Genomic DNA, 19,261 nt, shown 5'->3' with positions numbered 1-19,261 from the left:
TTATTGCAGCAAGCTGCAATAACTCTTTTTTATTATGAAATCGTCGAATGAGAATGCTGATAAGCAGAACGACGCACAGCATAGTATATGCGAGGGGCGATAATAGCACCGATAATTGTAAATGCAATATCTTTTACTGCAAACCACATCATAATCATCCAAGCAGCTTTATAGCTCATATTACCGCCCATAAAGAGATTGACTGCCCCGTACATGTAAGTAGTACCGATTATATAAGTTAAAATAATTCCTGTGAAAGAGGCAATCGCAAATGTAATGAATGTTGGTCTTTCTTTTTGTTCTACTAGTTTCCCCGATACGTAAGCAACGATAATAAATGCGATAATAAAACCACCAGTAGGATCTAAAAGTGCTCCAAATCCAGCCTTGAAGTTAGCGAAAATTGGTGCGCCGGCTACGCCAACGAGCATATAAACAGTCATGGATAAAGCACCAAGTCTACTTCCAAGAAGAAGACCTGCTAAAATTGCGAAAAATGGTTGCATAGATAATGGGATACCTGCTACTTGAAGGAATGGTGCCCAAGATACAATATTTGCACCGATGGCCATAAGAGCAACGAACATGGCAGCTAATGCTAAATCTAAAACATGTAATCTTCTCATAATGTTAACCTCCTGTTGTTTTTAGGTTAACATTATCGTAGCTAAAATATTTACTTGTTGTCAATCAAAATATTTTGATAAGAAGGCTTTAAATAGTCTCTTAACAACGTATATGGAATACGAAATTGCGGAATTCCACTTGAATACGGAGCAATCTCATATAAAGGGAAATAAATGACGAGATTGTCTGGCTCTAAAAAGAAGTGAAACTTTTTCATACTCATTACCTTTTCAGTTGCATCAGGAAAATAAATACTTTCATTTTGTTTAATTTGTCTTACAATCTCTGCACGGATTACATCTTTATATTTATCTTTTTGTTGAAATAAATCGTCTAAGTGCAGTAGCTTTTTTTCTTTTAAATCAAATGTATTTGCCTTCCACGTATAAAGACCGTGTGCTCCGCCAGTATATTGATAGTAATTCACATAGAGGCTAAGAAAAGGTGGTTTGTTTAAAGAGACTTTATAATCAACATTTGCTACGTACGGATGAAATGGTGTACTAGATCCTTCTGTCTCTTTATAGTATTTTTTTGCTTCTTTTTCTAATTTATTTTTAAATTTGTCAGTGGATTTTTTGTAGTATAAATTGAGCTTATTTTGAAATGTAGAGTCAGAAAAGTTGTGAAAAGAAGGCCTATTTATTTGATATTCTATATAAGGTTTCTTACCTTTTTGCGTTACAGTCTTAACATCGATTGTCAGGTTAGATGCTTTGGCTGTTATTGCACAATTTGGTACAATAGTCAGCAAGGAGAACATAAGCAGTAATATACAAAATTTCTGTTTCATTTAGGTGAAGCCTCCTTATATAAGTGTTATAAGTAGTTTGAAAATAAATAGGTAAAATTATACATTTAATTAAACCAAGAGAAGGAGGAAGCGATATGGCAAAAACTTTAATGGATTCACTTGGAATTGAGTTGTTAGAGATGACAGAAGATAAGGTGGTTGCTACGATGCCTGTTGATGAGCGTACGCATCAGCCATTTGGATTTTTACATGGCGGTGCATCGGTTGCATTAGCAGAAACAGTGGCAAGTGTTGGTTCATACAATTTAATTGATCAAGAAAAATGTATTTGTTTCGGATTAGAAATTAATGCAAACCACATTCGCTCAAAGAAAGATGGAATTGTAACAGCGATCGGAACACCGATACATAGAGGACAATCGACAATGGTTTGGGATGTTCGTATTATTGATGAAAATGATGATTTACTATGTATATCAAGATGTACAGTAGCAATTAAAGAAAAACGTGAAAAGTAAAAAAGAGGCGCTCTTATGAGCAGCCTCTTTTTCTTATAATTAGAACTGGATTTTCTTCTCTAAGAAACCTTTTAGTTCGCTAATTGGCATACGAACTTGTTCCATTGTATCACGGTCACGTACTGTAACAGCTTTGTCTTCAACTGAGTCGAAGTCGTATGTGATACAGAATGGTGTACCGATTTCGTCTTGACGACGGTAACGTTTACCGATAGAACCAGTTTCATCAAAGTCTACCATGAAGTCTTTAGCTAATTCTGCGAATACTTCAGTAGCACCTTCAGATAGCTTTTTAGATAATGGTAAGATAGCTGCTTTGTATGGTGCTAAAGCAGGGTGGAAACGAAGAACTGTACGAGAATCGTTTTCTAATTGCTCTTCTTCATATGCATCACATAAGAATGCTAATGTTACACGGTCTGCGCCTAAAGATGGCTCGATGCAGTATGGTACGTAACGCTCATTCGTTTGTGGATCGATATAGTTAAAGTCTTCGTTTGAGTGTTCCATGTGACGTTTTAAGTCGAAGTCTGTACGAGATGCAACGCCCCAAAGTTCGCCCCAACCGAATGGGAATTTGAATTCAATGTCAGTTGTTGCATTACTATAGTGAGATAACTCTTCTTCACCGTGGTCACGAAGACGCATGCTCTCTTCAGTCATACCAAGTGAAAGTAACCAGTTTTTACAAGTTTCACGCCAGAATGCGAACCACTCTAAATCTTCACCAGGCTTACAGAAGAATTCAAGTTCCATTTGTTCGAATTCACGTGTACGGAATGTGAAGTTACCAGGTGTGATTTCGTTACGGAAACTCTTACCGATTTGGCCAATACCAAATGGAAGCTTTTTACGCATAGAGCGTTGAACGTTTTTGAAGTTTACGAAAATACCTTGTGCTGTTTCAGGACGAAGGAAGATTTCGTTTGTGCTAGACTCTGTAACACCTTGGAATGTTTTGAACATTAAGTTGAACTGACGGATTTCAGTGAATTCTTCACTACCGCAATCAGGACATTTTACTTCATGTTCTTTCATTAAGTCAGCCATTTGGTCGAAAGTAAGACCATCAACAACCATTTCGATGCCTTTTGCATCTAAAGCATCCTCAATTAATTTGTCAGCACGGTGACGAGCTTTACATTTTTTACAGTCGATCATTGGATCGTTGAAGTTACCAACGTGACCAGAAGCGATCCAAGTTTTAGGGTTCATTAAAATAGCTGCGTCTAAACCAACGTTGTATGGAGATTCTTGAATGAATTTTTTCCACCAAGCTTTTTTAACATTATTTTTTAATTCGATTCCAAGTGGACCGTAATCCCAAGTGTTTGCAAGACCACCGTAAATTTCAGAACCAGGGAAAACAAAACCGCGATGTTTCGCTAAGTTTACAACTTGTTCCATTGAATACATAAGAAAATCCTCCTTTTGAAAGTTAACGTATTGGCGATGACATACTCTGATACTTTGGAAACGAGCAGTATAGCTAAAAAGAACATAAAAAAACGCTCATCCCAAGGCTTATTTGCCTAGGGACGAGCGTTTGCCCGCGGTTCCACCCTAGTTGATACACAAAAGGTGCATCCACTTTATCATGTATTGCTCGGGACTGCCGTTTCCTTGCGGCTTCAGGCTTTCACTATCCCTGAATCGCTTTTTATGCAAGTACTTATAAGTCCGTCATCGCTACTTATATTAGTAATAATGAACATATTCTAACACGTTCTTTTTTAAATCTCAATAGAGGAACGCGTCTATCTATGATAGAGTCTCGCCTATTTTTTCATTATTTATTCCGTAATTTTCTTTAATATGCTTAATTGCTTCACGCTTACTTAATGGAGCGAGCTCGTTGTTTTGCACGTATTCCCAAACTACATCCGGATTTGTTTTTGCATATTCACGAAGGACCCAGCCAATCGCTTTTTGAATGAAAAATTCTTTTGAAGAATGTAGTTGTCCAATAATCCAGAAAAGAAGTTCTTCATCCATCTTTTGTTTATATTTCAGTTGGAATAAAATAGCGGCACGTTGTAACCATATGTTATCTGATGCAATCCATTTTGGAATATAAGCAGAAATCAATTCTGGGTGTTTTAAAAAGATAGTACCTAAGAATGTAGGGACGATGCTATCGACAGAGTCCCACCAAGATTTTGTGACAATAAGTTCTTCTAAGAAGGGGATATGAGTTTCGTTTATATGTTTTTTATATTTTTGCATAATATCAAGTGCGGCCGCTTGGAATTCACGTTCTGGTAAGTCCCAAAGCTCACGTACGATAATTTGGAAGTCTTTTTTATCTGGGAGAGTATGTATTTGAATGATGTCTTTTAATAATTGGCGTCTTTCCGGTGTTTGAATACCTAGAAATGGGAAGTGATTTTTCATATAACGGGCCATAGGTTCTGCTTTTTCAGGATTTTTATGAGCTGTGAAATGCTCTTGTAATGCTTTTACAAATGGATGCATAAGTGTTTCTCCTCTCTTATTCTCTTTCTTCTCTTATTATACAAAGAGTTTGGATAAATTTTAAAACATAACTTGCAATGTAATGAAATATGTTGAAAGTAGAGAGGAGAGGATAAGATGGAGGATCAAGGCGTACTAGCAGGTTTCTTTGCTCTTAGTTTTGCGTTTATTCTTGTTATATTGATTTGGGCAATTATTTCATATTTGTTAACGGCTTTTGCACTTTATTCGATGGCGAAAAATGATGGTGCAACGGACGGGGTGCTTGCGTTTATTCCGTTTTTGAATAGTAAGACGTGGGGTGACTTAGCGAAAGATAAATTACCAGATTTTTTGAAAGAAGAAGCAGGGTGGAAAGTGTTCGGTATATATGTTGCATGTTTCATTTTTAATTTCGTACCAATTATAAGTTTACTAGCAACAGCTGTATCGATTGTATTGTCTATTTATCTTATCTACGCTATTTTAGACAGATATGGAACGAACTCTATATTATTTACGATTATTCATGTAATCACATTTTCGGTGTTCTTACCGATTCATTTATTTATTATTCGAAATGAACCGGTGAGATATAAAGAGTAGATTTTTCGTTTTTGTTGATAAGTCGATATATTTTAGATATAAGTAAAAAAGCGCCCTGATTATCAGAGCGCTCTTTTTACTACATAAGGTAGCGTAAATAAATATAAATGTGAGAAATGATTAATGAAACGATCATAATTGGGAAACCGACTTTTAGGAATTCCATGTAACTAAATTTATGTCCTTCGCGGCTCGCAATACCTGCAACGATTACGTTAGCAGAAGCTCCGATTAATGTTCCGTTTCCACCGAGACAAGCACCTAGTGCTAATGCCCACCATAATACATCGATTTGTGCGTCAGATGGTGATAAGCCTAGCCCAACTGCCATATCGTTAATAAGTGGAATCATTGTTGCGACGAATGGGATGTTATCAATTGTTGCAGAGGCGATACCAGATACCCATAAAATAAGGATGGATGCGTAAGAAATATCTCCGCCTGTTATACTAATTACTTTTTGAGCTAACATTTTGATAAGACCGATATCGATAAGTCCTCCAACAAGTACGAATAGCCCTGCGAAGAAGAAGATTGTTACCCACTCTACGCTTGCAAATACTTCTTCAATTTCATGCTCTTTCACACCAATTAACATAAGTACAGTAGCACCAGTTAAGGCAATGATAGCCGCATCAATATGGAAAATAGAATGAGTCATGAAACCTACAATCGTAAGTCCAAGCACCGTTAAAGATTTTTTCATTAATACTGGATCTTTAATGTATTGTTTTTCATCTAAGCTCATTAATTTTTTAACCTGTACAGGATCGGCAATTAATTGTTTACGGTACATGAAGTAAAGTATTGTTGCTGTAACTCCAATAATAATAATTACGATTGGTGCTAGATTCAATAGGAAAGCATTGAAGTCTAAATGCTTATTGGCAGAACCAATCATAATGTTAGGTGGATCACCAATTAATGTTGCCGTTCCCCCAATGTTTGAAAAAATAATTTCAGAAAGTAAATATGGAACAGGATTTACTTGCAGTATGCGCGTAATAGATAAAGTAACTGGAACAACAAGAAGTACAGTTGTAACGTTATCTAAAAATGCGGAGCCAAGCGCGGTAAGTAGGGAAAGGGAAATTAAAATTTTAATTGGATTTCCTTGTGCCCCTTTTGCTGCTTTAATGGCAACGTATTGGAAAACACCTGATTTACTCGTAATGTTCACCAAAATCATCATACCGATGAGTAGCGTAATCGTTCCCCATTCAATATGTTTCGTAAAGGCGTTATGTAAATCGACGACCCCCACAATTACCATGAATGCTGCACCAAGAAGTGCGATGACAGCGCGATTAATTTTTTCAGAAATAATAATGGCATATGTAATTAAAAAGACTGCGATAGCAAAATAATACTGCCAGTTAGCGAGTTCTTGCGTTGTTTCGTGCAAAAATCTCATCTCCTTTCATTCATTTTTCTTAGTGTGTCAAATATTAACTAGATGAAACACACATAACGTCATTATAAAGTAGAAAAACTGCAGATGTAAATGCAAGGAGGGATTTTGTCATATTTTCTGCATAGGTCATTTTTTCTTATTTTTTAAAATATTTGTGGGCATTTGACATATATATAAGATACATCCAATCTGAATATTTAAAATGGAATTAGCATTCGAGCTTGTTCGTGTAGGAGTGTCAAATAGAAAGGAATGATAAAAATGATAAGGAAGGGATCGTATGGATGAACAACGATTTTTATTTTTAGACTTTGAGTTTACGATGCCCCAGCATAGAAAGAAACCGAAAGGGTTTTTTCCGGAAATTATTGAGGTAGGACTCGTTTCAGTTGTTGGCTGTAAGGTGGAAGATACGTATTCATCACATGTCAGGCCGAAAACATTTCCCTCTTTAACGGATCGATGTAAGAAGTTTTTAGGAATAAAACAAGAAGTCGTGGATAAAGGGATTTCATTTCCTGAACTCGTTAAGAAGCTTGCGGAATACGAAACGAAATGTAAACCGACAATTGTAACGTGGGGAAATATGGATATGAAAGTGCTGAAGCATAATTGTGAAATGGCAGGGATAGCTTTTCCATTCTTCGGACAGTGTCGTGATTTATCGCTTGAGTATAAGAAGTTTTTTGGAGAAAGAAATCAAACAGGATTATGGAAAGCAATTGAGGCGTACGGAAAAGTAGGGACAGGGAAGCATCATTGTGCGCTTGATGATGCGATGACGACGTACAATATTTTTAAACTAGTAGAAAAAGATAAAGAGTATTTAGTAAAACCAGCACCTCCAACATTAGGAGAACTCGTTGATTTTTCAAAAGTGTTAAAGAAAGTGAGCACACAGTAACGACCAAATTGCACATTATGTAATTTGGTCGTTTTGTTTTTTAAAGTTTGTAGTCTTTCTTTAACTGTTCTAATGTTTCTAGACTACGCTCTGCAAAAGGTGAATCATCTTCAGAAAATGAATTCATTTGGGTTTCTAATGCTAATTTTAGTGACTCGGTATAATCCGGAATTTCTCCTTCATATTTTTTCACCATTTGCTCTGGAATGTTCGTCTGTTCACGGAAAGCTAAAGCGCGTCTTTCATGGAAAAATGGTACGTCAGCTTGTTTTACGTTATGTAAGTCACCTTGCACCGGATGTTTTAAAACAGCTAATACTTTTACGACGTAACTGCCAAGGCGGCTATTTGTAACTTCGCCGATGTATTTGCCAGTTTTATAAATCCCAGTAACGATTTCACCAATTTCAAATGTTTCTCTCATATTTTTCACCTCAAGTTTATAGTAAGGAAAGTAGGAGAAGGAGTCAAAGAAATCATTTGCTTTCGGAACGCCCCCTTGAGAATATGGATAGGTTCCACTATAATTTAAAGTTATATAACAGAAAATTCTGATGTTTTACAAATCCTATAATAAGGAGTGTTCTATATGATGCCTTTATATTTTCCGGAAGATAAAACAGAATATATTATTCCAGGGATTGTTTGCGTGCTATTTATAATTGGTGCCGTTGCTACGTGGCGTATGTTCATTCGTGTATCAAAACGAGAAGCGGAGCGATTACAGAAAGTTGAAGAAAAACTTTTAGCGGAAAAGAAACAGTAACTCATTTTTGTATGTTTCCCTCTATGCTCGGACAATCTAAGGGCAGAATATATTTTGGAGGGAATAGAATGAAGAAGCGGCTTTTTTTCAGTTGTTGTTTATTATTTCTGATGGCAGGTTGTGACCAAGGAAAGCCGAAAGAAATTGAAGTGAAATTACATAATGCTTCAGGAGATGAAGTAGGGACTGCGAAAGTAGTGCAGCAAACAAGTGGCGTGAAAATTACGATTAAAGGAGAAGGTTTCACGCCAGGACCACACGGACTACATGTACATGAAATCGGAGAGTGTAAGGCACCTCGTTTTGAATCATCCGGGAATCATTTTAATCCTGATGATAAAAAACATGGTCTTCTTAATCCGAAGGGTGCAGAAAATGGTGATTTACCGAACGTAGTTGCAGATGGTTCTGGAAAGATTAAAGCGGAAATCGATGCACCTCACATCACACTTGAAGAAGGAAAAACGACGATTCATAGAAAAGATGGAGCGTCTATTATTATTACAGAAAACCCTGATGATGGTATGACACAACCGACAGGTAAATCAGGCGATCGAATTGCTTGTGGTGTAATTGTAAAAAAAGAAGCGGATATGAAGAAAAAGTAAAAGCTACCGTGCTGGTAGCTTTTTTTGTGTAGTATAAGTGAAAATATATCGGCGATTATTAGAATATATCGACCGTAACTTGAAATATATCGACTTACCGACAACATATGACAAAGGAGTCTGTCCAAGAATGATTAGGGGACAGACTCCTCTATTATTATGAAAACGTATGACGCAGTCTGTTCAAAATTTCTTCTAAAACAGATCGTGGACAGCCGATGTTAATTCGAATATGTTCTTCGCCACCTAACCCGTATTTCTCACCAGGTTCAACGATGATTTTTCCTTTTTCCTCAAGTAATGCAGTACGCTCGTTTTGAGAAAGCTTTAGACGAGAACAATCAATCCATAATAAAAAGCTACCTTCTGGCTTCGTTACGGAAAGAGCAGGTATGTGAGTTTTAATATATTCACAAGCAAATTGAGCATTATCTTCTATATATAATCGAATTTCGTTTAACCAATCATTACATTCTGTATAGGCACTTTGCATCGCTGTGTAGGCAAAGATATTTAACCCGTGGAAGCCTTGTCTATATTGGATAGCTGTAAAGGCGTGACGGAGTTTTTCGTTTGGAATGATAATAATCGAAGCTTGTAATCCAGCGATATTAAATGTTTTACTTGGAGCCATACAAGTGATAGTGCGCTCTGCTAATTCTTCAGATAAGGAAGCGAACGGCGTATGTGTATGGTCTGCATAAATGATATCGGAATGAATTTCATCCGCGACAACGATAACGTCATATTTAGTACATAACAATCCGAGCTGCACAAGTTCCTCTTTCGTCCAAACGCGTCCGATTGGGTTATGAGGGCTACAAAGAAGCATGAGTTTGACACCTTGCTGAAACTGCTTTTCTAAATGCTCGAAGTCTATCACATATGTATCATTTTGTTTCTGTAATGGACTCACGCATAACTGCCTGTTGTTTGTTGTGACCATTTCGAAAAATGGAGGATAAATAGGTGGTTGTACGAGAACGGATTCGTTTTCTTTTGTGAAAGCCTGTATGCTCGTACTAAGAGCTGGAACGATCCCCGCGCTAAAAACAATCCATTCTTTTTGAATGTCCCAGTTATATTGTTTTTTTGTCCAGTTACAAATAATATCTCCAATATTTTCGGGAGGAAGTGTATAGCCGAAAATAGGATGCTCAATACGTTTCTTTAAAGCAGTTTGAATTTGTGTTGGTACTTCAAAATCCATATCAGCAATCCAAGCATGGATAAGTTCTTCGTTTTTATATGTATCCCATTTTATACTATGCGTTCCACGTCGATTGATTGCTTTATGAAATAGTTGCATACGTTTGCCCCCTTCTTCTGTAAAACCAATAAGTTATGAAAGTTCTCTCTCTTCTTATAGAATAGCTGATGTGATAGGATAAAGAAAAGTATTAAAAAGTGAAAAGGCGGGAAGCGAATGGGTACATATGAAAAGATGATAGAGGTTGTGAAGAATTGGGATCCGTTTCAAATGGGACCGGAGTTTTATGAAACAGAAGCGAGCGATGTTGTGAACGTCATAAGTGTGTTTGATGATCCAAAATACATCGCAAAGAAGATTCAACATATATACTTTATGTCTTTTGAGGAAGTACCTGCGCTTGAAAAATGTGAGAAATTAGCTGTGGAATTACTTGTAATAAAAGAAGGCGGAAGCTGTTCATTATAGGCTGTCGGAATTTCCGACGGCCTTTTTTATATTATCCCGCTATTTGCCGGGCAGTAAGACCCCCACCTCAAAATTCAGCAGAAGCAAAGAAGTTAGGTGGGGGCTAATTAAAGTTTCACTTTATTGCGCAGAAAAAGCGATAATTTCTTCATAAACATGTTCAGGCTTTTCTTCAGGTAGTAAATGTCCTGTATTTTCGTAAGAAATAAATTTTGAATTCGGTAAATCTTTGTGTAGACGATGACCTACATGTACAGGGACGACGCGGTCTTTTTCACCCCAAATGAGTAGTGTAGGTGTTTCGATTTTTTGTAATTCAGTTGAAGATAAGTCACCTTCACGGTCTCGTATCATGCGAGTTAAAGCGGGAAATATACGGTCGTCATAAAAAGGAGCGGAGTAACCTTTTTTCATTTCATCGTCAATTAATGAGTGATCATGAACGACATTCATTAAGTTATGAACAATACCGCGTCTAATAATCCAGTTCTTTACGTATAAATGAAAGAACGGTAAATAAGAAGAGTATAGTAAAGGTAAGGTTGCGCGTGCTAAATAGCTAGAGCTGCATAGTAAAATCGTTTTTGAAATGAGTTCAGGACGTATACGGTTTACATAGAGAGAAATTTGCCCACCCATAGAGTGCCCAACTAATACAATATTTGAGAGAGATAAATGTTCAATTAAATCAATAATAATCGTTGCTAAATTGTGATAAGAATACTTAAACAGATGAGACTTATCACTTTTTCCGAACGGTGGTAAATCAAGAGCAATCACTGTTCCTGCTTTCGATAGTAAGGGAATGAGACGACGGTAACTGAATGAGGAAGATAAAAAGCCGTGAACGAGTACGAAAGTAGGACGTTCTGTTTTGTTATCGTGTTCATACAATTCGTAATGAATAGTAGTGCCGCGAGTGGAAAAAGTGAAATAAGGACAAGTATATTCGTGATTCATTTTTTGTCACTCCATTGATTTTTGTTCATATCATCTCCAAGGAAGAAGAAAATATGTTAACAAAAAAAGGCAAGATGACGACGTCATCTTGCCTTTCGTTTATTCAGTATTACCCGCGAACAATATTAGGCGGTGTTTTTCCTTGTAATCCTGCAACTAAATTTTCAGCGGCGGTCATAGCCATTTGCTGCCTAGTTTTTAATGTTGCAGATCCGATGTGTGGTAAAGTTACAACATTTTGTAATGATAAGAGTGGATTATCTTTTTGAATCGGCTCTTGTGTAAATGTATCGATACCTGCTGCAAAGATTTTCTTTTCTGTTAAAGCATGGATTAACGCTTCTTCACCTACTGTTTTCCCGCGAGAAGCATTAATGAAGATTGCTGTTTCTTTCATTAATGAAAATTCCTTTTCTCCGATAAGGTGATATGTTTCATCTGTTAATGGAGTAAGAAGAACAATAAAGTCAGACTGCTTCAGTAGCGTCTGTAAATCACAATATGTAGCATCGAATTTTTGTTCAGCTTCTTCTTTACGACGGCGGTTATAGTAAAGAACATTCATATCAAATCCGAATTTTGCTCGTTTTGCAACGGCTTCTCCAATTCGGCCCATACCGATAATACCAATTGTGCTATGGTGTACATCGAGTCCGAAGTGTTCTTTTCCGATTTCAGCGTTCCATTCACCATTTTTCACGTAAGAATCGAGTTCGCAAACGCGGCGCCCAGCTGATAGCATAAGGGCGAAAACGAGATCAGCTACTGTATCATCTAATACATATGGTGTATTCGTTCCGATAACATTTCGGTTTTTCATCGCTTGTAAATCAAAATTATCGTAACCGACAGAAATGTTGCTCACTACTTTTAAGTTAGGAGCCACTGTCAGTAATTCTTCATTAATAGCAGATCCGAAATTTAATAACCCATCTTTATCTTGTATTTTCTCTAATAGAACATCACGAGGTACTTTCTCATTTTGATCCCATTTTTCATAATCACAGTGTTCTGATAAATAGTTTTCTACAAATGTTGGAACTGGTTCAGCAATATAAACTTTTGGTTTCACGGTTCCATCCCCTTTCGCTTTATCACGCATTTTTCCGCTGATTAAAGTTTCACTTTATTTTGACATAATTCAATAGAAAAATCTTCTTTTCAAACTGGAAAGGGTATTTGTATAATTTAAACACAAACGAAAAGGAAGGATGATTTATATGGTGACAGAAAAAGAATTAGAATTATTAGCTTGTCTTGAAAAGAGTAGTCGATTATCTGTAGATACATTAGCGAAGCTGTTAAATATAGAGGTAGAAGAAGTAAAGAAGATGGTTGCGAGGTTAGAAAATGAAAAGATTATTGTGGATTATGTAACACATATTGATTGGACGAAGGTGAAAGAACATACAGGTTTAACGGCAATGATCGATGTGAAAGTTACGCCAAAGCATGGCGTTGGGTTTGATGCGGTTGCTGAACAAATTTATCGTTATTCAGAAGTGAAATCCGTTTATTTAATGTCAGGGACATATGATCTTTCTATTACATTAGAAGGGAAAACGATGGGAGAAGTAGCGATGTTTGTTTCTGAGAAATTAGCAACAATTGAATCTGTTGTTTCTACAACTACTCATTTCATTTTGAAGAAGTATAAACATGAGGGCGTTATTTATGAAAAAGACGATGATGATAAGCGAATTGTGGTGACACCATGAAGCAATTTGAACTATCTAGATCAGCAGAATCTTTAAAACCATCGGGTATTCGAAAATTTTTTGATTTAGCAGCAAATATGAAAGGTGTTATTTCCCTCGGGGTAGGAGAGCCGGATTTTGTTACACCTTGGAATGTAAGGCAAGCATGTATTCGTTCTTTGGAACAAGGGTATACGTCATATACAGCAAATGCAGGATTATTGGAGCTCCGTCAAGAAATAGCAAAGTATCTAAAAAAACAATTTGCAGTATCTTATGATCCAAGTGATGAAATCATTGTTACAGTTGGAGCGAGCCAGGCGTTAGATGTAGCGATGCGCGCCATTATAAATCCTGATGATGAAGTGCTCATTATTGAACCGAGCTTCGTTTCTTATGCACCACTTGTGACATTAGCTGGAGGAGTTCCGGTTCCTGTGGCGACTACGTTAGAAAACGAGTTTAAAGTACAACCAGAACAAATTGAAGCAGCTATTACAGCGAAAACAAAGGCAATTTTGCTTTGTTCACCAAATAACCCGACAGGTGCAATGCTAAATAAATCCGAGCTTGATGAAATAGCAGTGATTGTTGAGAAGTACAATTTAATCGTATTATCTGATGAAATTTATGCAGAACTTGTATACGACGAAGTATATACAAGTTTCGCGAGTATTAAAAATATGCGTGAGCATACGATTTTAATTTCAGGATTTTCAAAAGGATTTGCGATGACAGGATGGCGCCTCGGTATGATTGTAGCTCCTGTTCAATTTTCAGAATTAATGCTCAAAATCCATCAGTATTCAATGATGTGTGCACCGACGATGTCTCAGTTTGCAGCACTTGAGGCGTTACGCGCAGGGAACGATGAAGTAATTCGAATGAGAGATAGCTATAAGAAGCGTCGTAACTTCATGACGACATCTTTCAATGAAATGGGCTTAACGTGTCATGTGCCGGGCGGAGCATTTTATGTTTTTCCTTCTATATCTTCAACCGGATTATCTTCAGCGGAATTTGCAGAACAGTTATTGTTGGAAGAAAAAGTGGCCGTTGTCCCTGGTAGCGTATTTGGCGAAAGTGGTGAAGGATTTATTCGTTGTTCATATGCGACGTCGCTTGAACAACTTATGGAAGCGATGAAGAGAATGGAACGATTTGTAGAAAATAAAAAAAGGACAAAACGTAATACGTTTTGTCCATAAAAGGGGGGGAATACTAGAAAGCCATGTGTTAGTAGTCTATCCCAATATTGGAGAATTATACTTCTTTAAGGGAAATTTTTCATGAATTTTGAATGAGTTCTGTCATAGTGGTATAATTTACTAATATAAGGTATACGCATTCTAGATATCATTATCTAGAATGCGTACTAACCAATCGGATATTTAAAATAAATATATCTGCTTTGCTCTCTATAATTGTAGAGAGAATGGTAAACGTATGGGAGTGTTTCATATGTCAGAACAATATACAACAGGAGTGGTTGTAACAGGGAAAGTGACTGGAATTCAAGATTACGGTGCATTTGTAGCGTTAGATGCAGAAACACAAGGACTTGTGCATATATCTGAAATTACAAATGGATATGTAAAGGATATTCATGACTTTTTAAAAGTCGGCGATACAGTAGAAGTAAAGGTACTTTCAATTGATGAAGAGCACAGAAAAATGAGTTTATCGTTAAAAGCGGCGAAAAGAAAACAAGGAAGGATTCTTATACCGAACCCATCTGAAAACGGATTTAATACGCTGCGAGAAAAGTTGGCAGAATGGATTGAAGAGTCCGAGTTAACAAAGTAAAAGAGGAACGCATATGAGCGTTCCTCTTTTACTTTATCTTATGATATATATTTGCAAATATGATTGCATGCAATCATATTCGTATGTCGGAGGTGAAAGGACATACTGATTATCGAATTTCGTTTGTTTCTGGGTGCGTACCAAGATTTTCAGATGGTTTAAACAGTAAACCAAGGTTGATAAGCCCAGATATACCAACGATGCCGTAAATAATACGTGCAAGAGCTGAATTTTGTCCGCCGAAAATGGCTGCTACTAAGTCAAACTGGAAAAATCCGATTAGTCCCCAGTTCACAGCGCCAATTACAGTAAAGACTAATGCGATACGTTGCAAAGTACTCATGAAAAAGCCCCCCTTAATTGTGAAGCATGAGCAAGCGATGAGTTAATTAACTCTTTTATAGAATGGGGTAGTTATGTTGTTTTTATACATAAAAAATGTTCGAAAGAGGATGTATATACATCTATACCGAAAAATGCGAATTTTTATGCAAAAAATGAACTTTTTCTAAAAAATATATATTGGTTACGTTTACAATAGTTGAATCGCTTGATTTACAACTTCAGTTTCGCTAAAGTGAATACAGAAATACATATCCATAATTGGAGGGAAAAAGATGAGTACACATGTAACGTTCGACTATTCTAAAGCGTTATCCTTCATCGGTGAACATGAAATCACTTATTTACGTGATGCAGTGAAAGTAACACATCACGCAATCCACGAAAAAACTGGAGCTGGGAACGATTTCCTTGGGTGGGTAGACCTTCCGCTTCAATATGACAAAGAAGAATTCGCTCGCATTCAAAAATGCGCAGAAAAAATTAAAAACGACTCTGACATTTTACTTGTTGTAGGTATTGGTGGTTCTTACCTAGGAGCACGCGCAGCAATCGAAATGTTAAGCCATTCTTTCTACAACACGCTATCTAAAGAACAACGTAAAACTCCACAAGTGCTATTTGTTGGACAAAACATTAGCTCCACTTACATGAAAGATTTAATGGACGTATTAGAAGGTAAAGACTTCTCTATTAACGTTATTTCCAAATCAGGTACAACAACAGAGCCAGCACTAGCATTCCGTATTTTCCGTAAGTTATTAGAAGAGAAGTATGGAAAAGAAGAAGCTCGCAAACGTATTTATGCAACTACAGATAAAGCACGTGGTGCATTAAAAACATTAGCTGATAACGAAGGTTACGAAACATTCGTTATTCCAGATGATGTTGGAGGACGTTTCTCTGTATTAACGCCAGTTGGTTTATTACCAATCGCAGTAAGTGGCTTAAATATTGAAGAGATGATGAAAGGTGCAGCTGCTGGTCATGATGACTTCGGAACATCAGAACTAGAAGAAAACCCAGCTTACCAATACGCAGTAGTTCGTAACGCTTTATACAATAAAGGAAAAACAATTGAAATGCTTGTTAACTATGAGCCAGCACTTCAATACTTCGCTGAGTGGTGGAAACAGTTATTTGGTGAAAGTGAAGGAAAAGATCAAAAAGGTATTTTCCCATCTTCAGCAAACTTCTCAACTGACTTACACTCATTAGGTCAATACGTTCAAGAAGGTCGTCGTGACTTATTTGAAACAGTTCTTAAAGTAGGTAAATCTACACATGAACTAACAATCGAATTAGAAGACAACGATTTAGACGGATTAAACTACCTTGCTGGTGAAACTGTAGACTTCGTAAACACAAAAGCATACGAAGGTACATTACTTGCACATAGCGACGGGGGAGTACCAAATTTAATCGTAAATATTCCTGAATTAAATGAGTACACATTCGGTTACCTTGTATACTTCTTCGAAAAAGCATGTGCGATGAGCGGCTACTTATTAGGCGTAAATCCATTTGACCAACCTGGCGTAGAAGCATACAAGAAAAACATGTTTGCTTTACTTGGTAAACCAGGATTTGAAGAATTAAAAGCAGAATTAGAAGAGCGTTTAAAATAATAAAAAGCGACCGGATTCCGGTCGCTTTTTATTATTTTATCGAAAAGTCCATCAGTATATTCAAACTAGAGTGGGTATGCTAAAGGAAAAGTCTTGGAGGGATGGGCTTGATTCCGATTCAATCAAATTTAGAAGGACGTACATATGCGTTATATAAATTAGAAGAGGTTATGAAACCACTTGGATATAGTATTGGTGGTAATTGGGATTATGATAAAGGATGCTTCGATTACAAAATCGATGAAGAAGATGGGTATCAATTTTTACGAGTGCCGTTTACAGCAGTAGATGGTGAACTAGATGTACCTGGTGTAGTAGTCCGTCTTGAAACGCCGTATATTCTTTCGCACGTATATCAAGACGAACTAGATGATAATGTGAATACTTTAACCGCGGGAACGAGTGGGATGGATCAATTTGCTGAACCGAAAGATCCAGATGCAGAAGTGAAAAGAAAATATATCAATATTGGAAAAGTGCTCATGCGGGAACTAGAAAAACATTTTCTTAATGGTGAATAACAATGAGTACGTCGCTTTCGATAAGAATGAAGGTATGGACTGGGTTAATCATATATTGATCGTCGCGCTTTATACCTAGTAAGAGAATGTTTTGTTTTAAAAGGGTATAGCTACAATTTGCAAAGGTTTGTCCGGTGCAGGACGGAGAAAGCTCCATCAGTTGTAATTTATTATCAGAGATTTCATCGTAAAGTGAGAATAGTACACCTGAAATAGAAGGGAATAAAAGAGAAGCGGTAAATACATAACTCGTTAATTTATTTCCTTCTATAATTTCTGACGCGCCAGCTCTCGTTGCATTTTGAATTTGTTCAGTAGTAAGTAGTTCTGCGATGCAGTGAATGTTTGGATTGAGTCCTTTTGCAGTTAAAATATTTAAAATGGATTGTGTATCTGCTAAGCTTTCGTTCTTTTCTTTATCCGCTGTTATTAATATGGTGTGTGCCGTTTTAATATTAGCTTTTAATAAAGTTTGATCGTGGTGCGGACAACCTTTTATAAATTCTAAATGATGAAATGGTTTTGGGAGTAAAGAAAGTGTTTCATCAATTAAAACGATATCAAGGTTTGGTTGTAATACATGCATTTGCTTTACAACATGTTTTGCACGCTCATTCCAGCCAACGATAATCATATGACCGTTAGAGGTAGCGGCTTCTTCACCTTTAATTTTCATATATTGTTTACTGATCATCTCAGTAGCGAATAGAACCATATAATAAGAACAAAAGCCAGTTCCTAATAAAATAATACTTATACCTATTAGTTTTCCTATCGTTGTATGAGGAGCAAAGTCTCCATATCCAACTGTAAAAATGGTAACGATTGACCACCAAATTCCGTCAAACCATGTAGTGAAATGAGAGGGTTCTAATCTATGTATAAGAAAACCAGAAAAAGCAGTGAATACAATAATAAAACAAATTAAACGAAAAATAATGGAATCACGAAATGTATCTACTAAATTCGGACGGGATTTCAATAGTAAATTCCTCCTTGTTTTGCAGGACTACATTCATTGTTACCATTATAGAAAAAAGAAAAACTCTCTAATTAAAGAGAGTTTGTTTTATGCTACATACTTTCCACTTCAGTTTGTTGGACACTTTCAAGATGTTGAAGAGCATAGTAAACATCAGCAGTAGGTCTTTTTTGATCAATGGACAGTTTAAGATGTAAATAGTGAGAACCGTTTTCTAATGTTTTAAGCTTCATATTCTTAACTTTTATATCCATTTCCTTTATTTCTTCAATTACAATTGGGATATTGTCCATATTTCGTACAACAAGTTTCACAGCGATATCACGTTGACGAAATGACCTAGGGCCTACATATTTCATCGCGAGTGGTATAAGTTCGACACTAATCATAAGGAAACACATTCCGAAAATCGCCTCGATATAGAAACCAGCTCCAACGGCAATACCAATACCAGAAGCACCCCAGATCATAGCGGCAGTCGTGAGCCCTGCAATGCTATCGTTGCCTCTTCTTAAAATTACGCCAGCACCTAAAAAACCAATTCCTGATACAATTTGAGCGGCAAGTCGAAGTGGATCCATATTCATATGATCGGTATGTGGTAAGTTATAAGCTGCTTTAATAGAAACAATCGTTAGGAGGCAACTAATAATAGAAATAACTAAACACGTTTTTAAACCAAGTGGTTTCCGTTTTAATTCGCGTTCTAAACCAATGGCAAACCCTAAAATAGCCGAGAGACCTAGTTTGATTAATAAATCGGTATAGTCCATATATATTCCTCCTTGTATGATATGGTATATGAATAAAACGCTTAGTATAGAAAGAAACGTTTTTTGATAGAGTAACTTTATATAAAATATATGTAGGAATTACTCATACATGAAAGAGATATTTCGTTTAAGTATATGATATTAAAAAAGAAATGTGGGCAGTTTTAAAAAAAAGTTTATAAAAGGTGTTGCATTTCATTTTTCACCATGATATATTAATAAC

Annotated in this window: 23 protein-coding genes; 11 read left to right on the top strand and 12 right to left on the bottom strand. The window is 36.5% G+C overall.

The window, feature by feature from the left end; all coding sequences use genetic code 11:
* Positions 1-32: 32 nt before the first annotated feature.
* Both OXT04_RS21775 and OXT04_RS21770 read right to left on the bottom strand, forming a co-directional pair.
* Positions 33-626 (bottom strand): biotin transporter BioY, encoded by a 594-nt coding sequence (locus tag OXT04_RS21775; protein WP_016079883.1) that lies wholly within the window; start codon positions 624-626, stop codon positions 33-35.
* A 50-nt stretch (positions 627-676) separates the two neighbouring features.
* Entirely contained in the window at positions 677-1,420 is a 744-nt protein-coding gene (locus OXT04_RS21770) for a DUF3298 and DUF4163 domain-containing protein (protein WP_000810334.1), read from the bottom strand.
* Between the two features lie 95 nt (positions 1,421-1,515).
* On the opposite strand from OXT04_RS21770, the gene OXT04_RS21765 reads away from it, so the two are divergent.
* Positions 1,516-1,899, top strand: a complete 384-nt coding sequence (locus OXT04_RS21765; RefSeq protein ID WP_001140612.1) for a hotdog fold thioesterase — start codon at positions 1,516-1,518, stop codon at positions 1,897-1,899.
* A 39-nt stretch (positions 1,900-1,938) separates the two neighbouring features.
* Here the strand turns inward: OXT04_RS21765 and OXT04_RS21760 are convergent, their stop codons facing one another.
* Both OXT04_RS21760 and OXT04_RS21755 read right to left on the bottom strand, forming a co-directional pair.
* On the bottom strand, positions 1,939-3,315 hold the full coding sequence (locus tag OXT04_RS21760) for a glycine--tRNA ligase (RefSeq protein ID WP_000287154.1): 1,377 nt from the start codon (positions 3,313-3,315) through the stop codon (positions 1,939-1,941).
* A 345-nt stretch (positions 3,316-3,660) separates the two neighbouring features.
* Complete coding sequence (locus tag OXT04_RS21755) at positions 3,661-4,374, bottom strand: DNA alkylation repair protein (protein WP_000553298.1); 714 nt, start codon at positions 4,372-4,374, stop codon at positions 3,661-3,663.
* A gap of 117 nt (positions 4,375-4,491) precedes the next feature.
* Here OXT04_RS21755 and OXT04_RS21750 point away from each other — a divergent pair, with 117 nt between their 5' ends.
* A complete protein-coding gene (locus OXT04_RS21750; RefSeq protein WP_000390061.1) occupies positions 4,492-4,959 on the top strand; it encodes a hypothetical protein in 468 nt (155 codons plus the stop codon).
* Between the two features lie 79 nt (positions 4,960-5,038).
* Here the strand turns inward: OXT04_RS21750 and OXT04_RS21745 are convergent, their stop codons facing one another.
* Positions 5,039-6,364, bottom strand: a complete 1,326-nt coding sequence (locus tag OXT04_RS21745) for an ArsB/NhaD family transporter (protein WP_267417542.1) — start codon at positions 6,362-6,364, stop codon at positions 5,039-5,041.
* A gap of 289 nt (positions 6,365-6,653) precedes the next feature.
* Here OXT04_RS21745 and kapD point away from each other — a divergent pair, with 289 nt between their 5' ends.
* Entirely contained in the window at positions 6,654-7,277 is a 624-nt protein-coding gene (kapD, locus tag OXT04_RS21740) for a 3'-5' exonuclease KapD (protein ID WP_086422451.1), read from the top strand.
* Positions 7,278-7,317: 40 nt separating this feature from the next.
* On the opposite strand, the gene kapB is transcribed toward kapD, so the two are convergent.
* Complete coding sequence (gene kapB, locus OXT04_RS21735) at positions 7,318-7,701, bottom strand: kinase-associated lipoprotein KapB (protein ID WP_098562494.1); 384 nt, start codon at positions 7,699-7,701, stop codon at positions 7,318-7,320.
* A gap of 165 nt (positions 7,702-7,866) precedes the next feature.
* Here kapB and OXT04_RS21730 point away from each other — a divergent pair, with 165 nt between their 5' ends.
* Both OXT04_RS21730 and sodC read left to right on the top strand, forming a co-directional pair.
* Entirely contained in the window at positions 7,867-8,043 is a 177-nt protein-coding gene (locus tag OXT04_RS21730) for a hypothetical protein (protein ID WP_000982763.1), read from the top strand.
* A 68-nt stretch (positions 8,044-8,111) separates the two neighbouring features.
* Positions 8,112-8,651, top strand: coding sequence for a superoxide dismutase [Cu-Zn] (sodC, locus tag OXT04_RS21725; protein WP_098854543.1), 540 nt, complete (start codon positions 8,112-8,114; stop codon positions 8,649-8,651).
* 157 nt (positions 8,652-8,808) lie between these two features.
* Here the strand turns inward: sodC and OXT04_RS21720 are convergent, their stop codons facing one another.
* Complete coding sequence (locus tag OXT04_RS21720) at positions 8,809-9,960, bottom strand: MalY/PatB family protein (RefSeq protein ID WP_001175830.1); 1,152 nt, start codon at positions 9,958-9,960, stop codon at positions 8,809-8,811.
* A 117-nt stretch (positions 9,961-10,077) separates the two neighbouring features.
* Here OXT04_RS21720 and OXT04_RS21715 point away from each other — a divergent pair, with 117 nt between their 5' ends.
* Entirely contained in the window at positions 10,078-10,329 is a 252-nt protein-coding gene (locus OXT04_RS21715; RefSeq protein ID WP_000537641.1) for a YugE family protein, read from the top strand.
* Between the two features lie 120 nt (positions 10,330-10,449).
* Here OXT04_RS21715 and OXT04_RS21710 read toward each other — a convergent pair whose 3' ends face one another.
* Both OXT04_RS21710 and OXT04_RS21705 read right to left on the bottom strand, forming a co-directional pair.
* A complete protein-coding gene (locus OXT04_RS21710; RefSeq protein ID WP_001015204.1) occupies positions 10,450-11,289 on the bottom strand; it encodes an alpha/beta fold hydrolase in 840 nt (279 codons plus the stop codon).
* Between the two features lie 109 nt (positions 11,290-11,398).
* On the bottom strand, positions 11,399-12,391 hold the full coding sequence (locus tag OXT04_RS21705) for a 2-hydroxyacid dehydrogenase (protein WP_065229502.1): 993 nt from the start codon (positions 12,389-12,391) through the stop codon (positions 11,399-11,401).
* Between the two features lie 118 nt (positions 12,392-12,509).
* Here OXT04_RS21705 and OXT04_RS21700 point away from each other — a divergent pair, with 118 nt between their 5' ends.
* From OXT04_RS21700 to yugI, 3 genes are all read left to right on the top strand, one after another.
* Positions 12,510-13,007, top strand: coding sequence for an Lrp/AsnC family transcriptional regulator (locus OXT04_RS21700; protein ID WP_000255696.1), 498 nt, complete (start codon positions 12,510-12,512; stop codon positions 13,005-13,007).
* Complete coding sequence (locus OXT04_RS21695) at positions 13,004-14,194, top strand: aminotransferase (RefSeq protein ID WP_065229501.1); 1,191 nt, start codon at positions 13,004-13,006, stop codon at positions 14,192-14,194. Before OXT04_RS21700 ends, OXT04_RS21695 begins: the two co-directional genes overlap by 4 nt.
* Before the next feature lie 253 nt (positions 14,195-14,447).
* Positions 14,448-14,792: a S1 domain-containing post-transcriptional regulator GSP13 gene (gene yugI, locus OXT04_RS21690; RefSeq protein WP_000003764.1), complete on the top strand. Its 345-nt coding sequence runs from the start codon at positions 14,448-14,450 to the stop codon at positions 14,790-14,792.
* A 109-nt stretch (positions 14,793-14,901) separates the two neighbouring features.
* Here the strand turns inward: yugI and OXT04_RS21685 are convergent, their stop codons facing one another.
* Entirely contained in the window at positions 14,902-15,135 is a 234-nt protein-coding gene (locus OXT04_RS21685; RefSeq protein ID WP_000105788.1) for a DUF378 domain-containing protein, read from the bottom strand.
* A 274-nt stretch (positions 15,136-15,409) separates the two neighbouring features.
* On the opposite strand from OXT04_RS21685, the gene OXT04_RS21680 reads away from it, so the two are divergent.
* Both OXT04_RS21680 and OXT04_RS21675 read left to right on the top strand, forming a co-directional pair.
* Complete coding sequence (locus OXT04_RS21680; RefSeq protein ID WP_000103664.1) at positions 15,410-16,762, top strand: glucose-6-phosphate isomerase; 1,353 nt, start codon at positions 15,410-15,412, stop codon at positions 16,760-16,762.
* Positions 16,763-16,869: 107 nt separating this feature from the next.
* Complete coding sequence (locus OXT04_RS21675; protein WP_000612347.1) at positions 16,870-17,283, top strand: YugN-like family protein; 414 nt, start codon at positions 16,870-16,872, stop codon at positions 17,281-17,283.
* Here the strand turns inward: OXT04_RS21675 and OXT04_RS21670 are convergent.
* Together OXT04_RS21670 and OXT04_RS21665 are read right to left on the bottom strand one after the other, a co-directional pair.
* Positions 17,270-18,265, bottom strand: a complete 996-nt coding sequence (locus OXT04_RS21670) for a potassium channel family protein (RefSeq protein WP_000842316.1) — start codon at positions 18,263-18,265, stop codon at positions 17,270-17,272. The two genes, OXT04_RS21675 and OXT04_RS21670, sit on opposite strands and share 14 nt — an antisense overlap.
* A gap of 92 nt (positions 18,266-18,357) precedes the next feature.
* Positions 18,358-19,038 carry an MgtC/SapB family protein gene (locus tag OXT04_RS21665; protein ID WP_000386677.1) on the bottom strand — a complete coding sequence of 227 codons (681 nt, stop codon included), beginning with the start codon at positions 19,036-19,038 and terminating at the stop codon, positions 18,358-18,360.
* Positions 19,039-19,261: the final 223 nt, after the last annotated feature.

This window comes from Bacillus sp. GC_Bacil_1, from assembly GCF_026540675.1.
Classification (GTDB): domain Bacteria; phylum Bacillota; class Bacilli; order Bacillales; family Bacillaceae_G; genus Bacillus_A; species Bacillus_A cereus.
Note: the sequence above shows the minus strand (reverse complement) of the source record. Positions and strands in the feature narration are given on the sequence as shown.

Excerpts from the sequence above, each read along its gene's own strand:
- OXT04_RS21775 (WP_016079883.1), bottom strand. The coding sequence starts at position 626 with ATGAGAAGATTACATGTTTTAGATTTAGCATTAGCTGCCATGTTCGTT.
- OXT04_RS21770 (WP_000810334.1), bottom strand. The coding sequence starts at position 1,420 with ATGAAACAGAAATTTTGTATATTACTGCTTATGTTCTCCTTGCTGACT.
- OXT04_RS21765 (WP_001140612.1), top strand. The coding sequence starts at position 1,516 with ATGGCAAAAACTTTAATGGATTCACTTGGAATTGAGTTGTTAGAGATG.
- OXT04_RS21760 (WP_000287154.1), bottom strand. The coding sequence starts at position 3,315 with ATGTATTCAATGGAACAAGTTGTAAACTTAGCGAAACATCGCGGTTTT.
- OXT04_RS21755 (WP_000553298.1), bottom strand. The coding sequence starts at position 4,374 with ATGCATCCATTTGTAAAAGCATTACAAGAGCATTTCACAGCTCATAAA.
- OXT04_RS21750 (WP_000390061.1), top strand. The coding sequence starts at position 4,492 with ATGGAGGATCAAGGCGTACTAGCAGGTTTCTTTGCTCTTAGTTTTGCG.
- kapD (WP_086422451.1), top strand. The coding sequence starts at position 6,654 with ATGGATGAACAACGATTTTTATTTTTAGACTTTGAGTTTACGATGCCC.
- kapB (WP_098562494.1), bottom strand. The coding sequence starts at position 7,701 with ATGAGAGAAACATTTGAAATTGGTGAAATCGTTACTGGGATTTATAAA.
- OXT04_RS21730 (WP_000982763.1), top strand. The coding sequence starts at position 7,867 with ATGATGCCTTTATATTTTCCGGAAGATAAAACAGAATATATTATTCCA.
- sodC (WP_098854543.1), top strand. The coding sequence starts at position 8,112 with ATGAAGAAGCGGCTTTTTTTCAGTTGTTGTTTATTATTTCTGATGGCA.
- OXT04_RS21720 (WP_001175830.1), bottom strand. The coding sequence starts at position 9,960 with ATGCAACTATTTCATAAAGCAATCAATCGACGTGGAACGCATAGTATA.
- OXT04_RS21715 (WP_000537641.1), top strand. The coding sequence starts at position 10,078 with ATGGGTACATATGAAAAGATGATAGAGGTTGTGAAGAATTGGGATCCG.
- OXT04_RS21710 (WP_001015204.1), bottom strand. The coding sequence starts at position 11,289 with ATGAATCACGAATATACTTGTCCTTATTTCACTTTTTCCACTCGCGGC.
- OXT04_RS21705 (WP_065229502.1), bottom strand. The coding sequence starts at position 12,391 with ATGCGTGATAAAGCGAAAGGGGATGGAACCGTGAAACCAAAAGTTTAT.
- OXT04_RS21700 (WP_000255696.1), top strand. The coding sequence starts at position 12,510 with ATGGTGACAGAAAAAGAATTAGAATTATTAGCTTGTCTTGAAAAGAGT.
- OXT04_RS21695 (WP_065229501.1), top strand. The coding sequence starts at position 13,004 with ATGAAGCAATTTGAACTATCTAGATCAGCAGAATCTTTAAAACCATCG.
- yugI (WP_000003764.1), top strand. The coding sequence starts at position 14,448 with ATGTCAGAACAATATACAACAGGAGTGGTTGTAACAGGGAAAGTGACT.
- OXT04_RS21685 (WP_000105788.1), bottom strand. The coding sequence starts at position 15,135 with ATGAGTACTTTGCAACGTATCGCATTAGTCTTTACTGTAATTGGCGCT.
- OXT04_RS21680 (WP_000103664.1), top strand. The coding sequence starts at position 15,410 with ATGAGTACACATGTAACGTTCGACTATTCTAAAGCGTTATCCTTCATC.
- OXT04_RS21665 (WP_000386677.1), bottom strand. The coding sequence starts at position 19,038 with ATGGACTATACCGATTTATTAATCAAACTAGGTCTCTCGGCTATTTTA.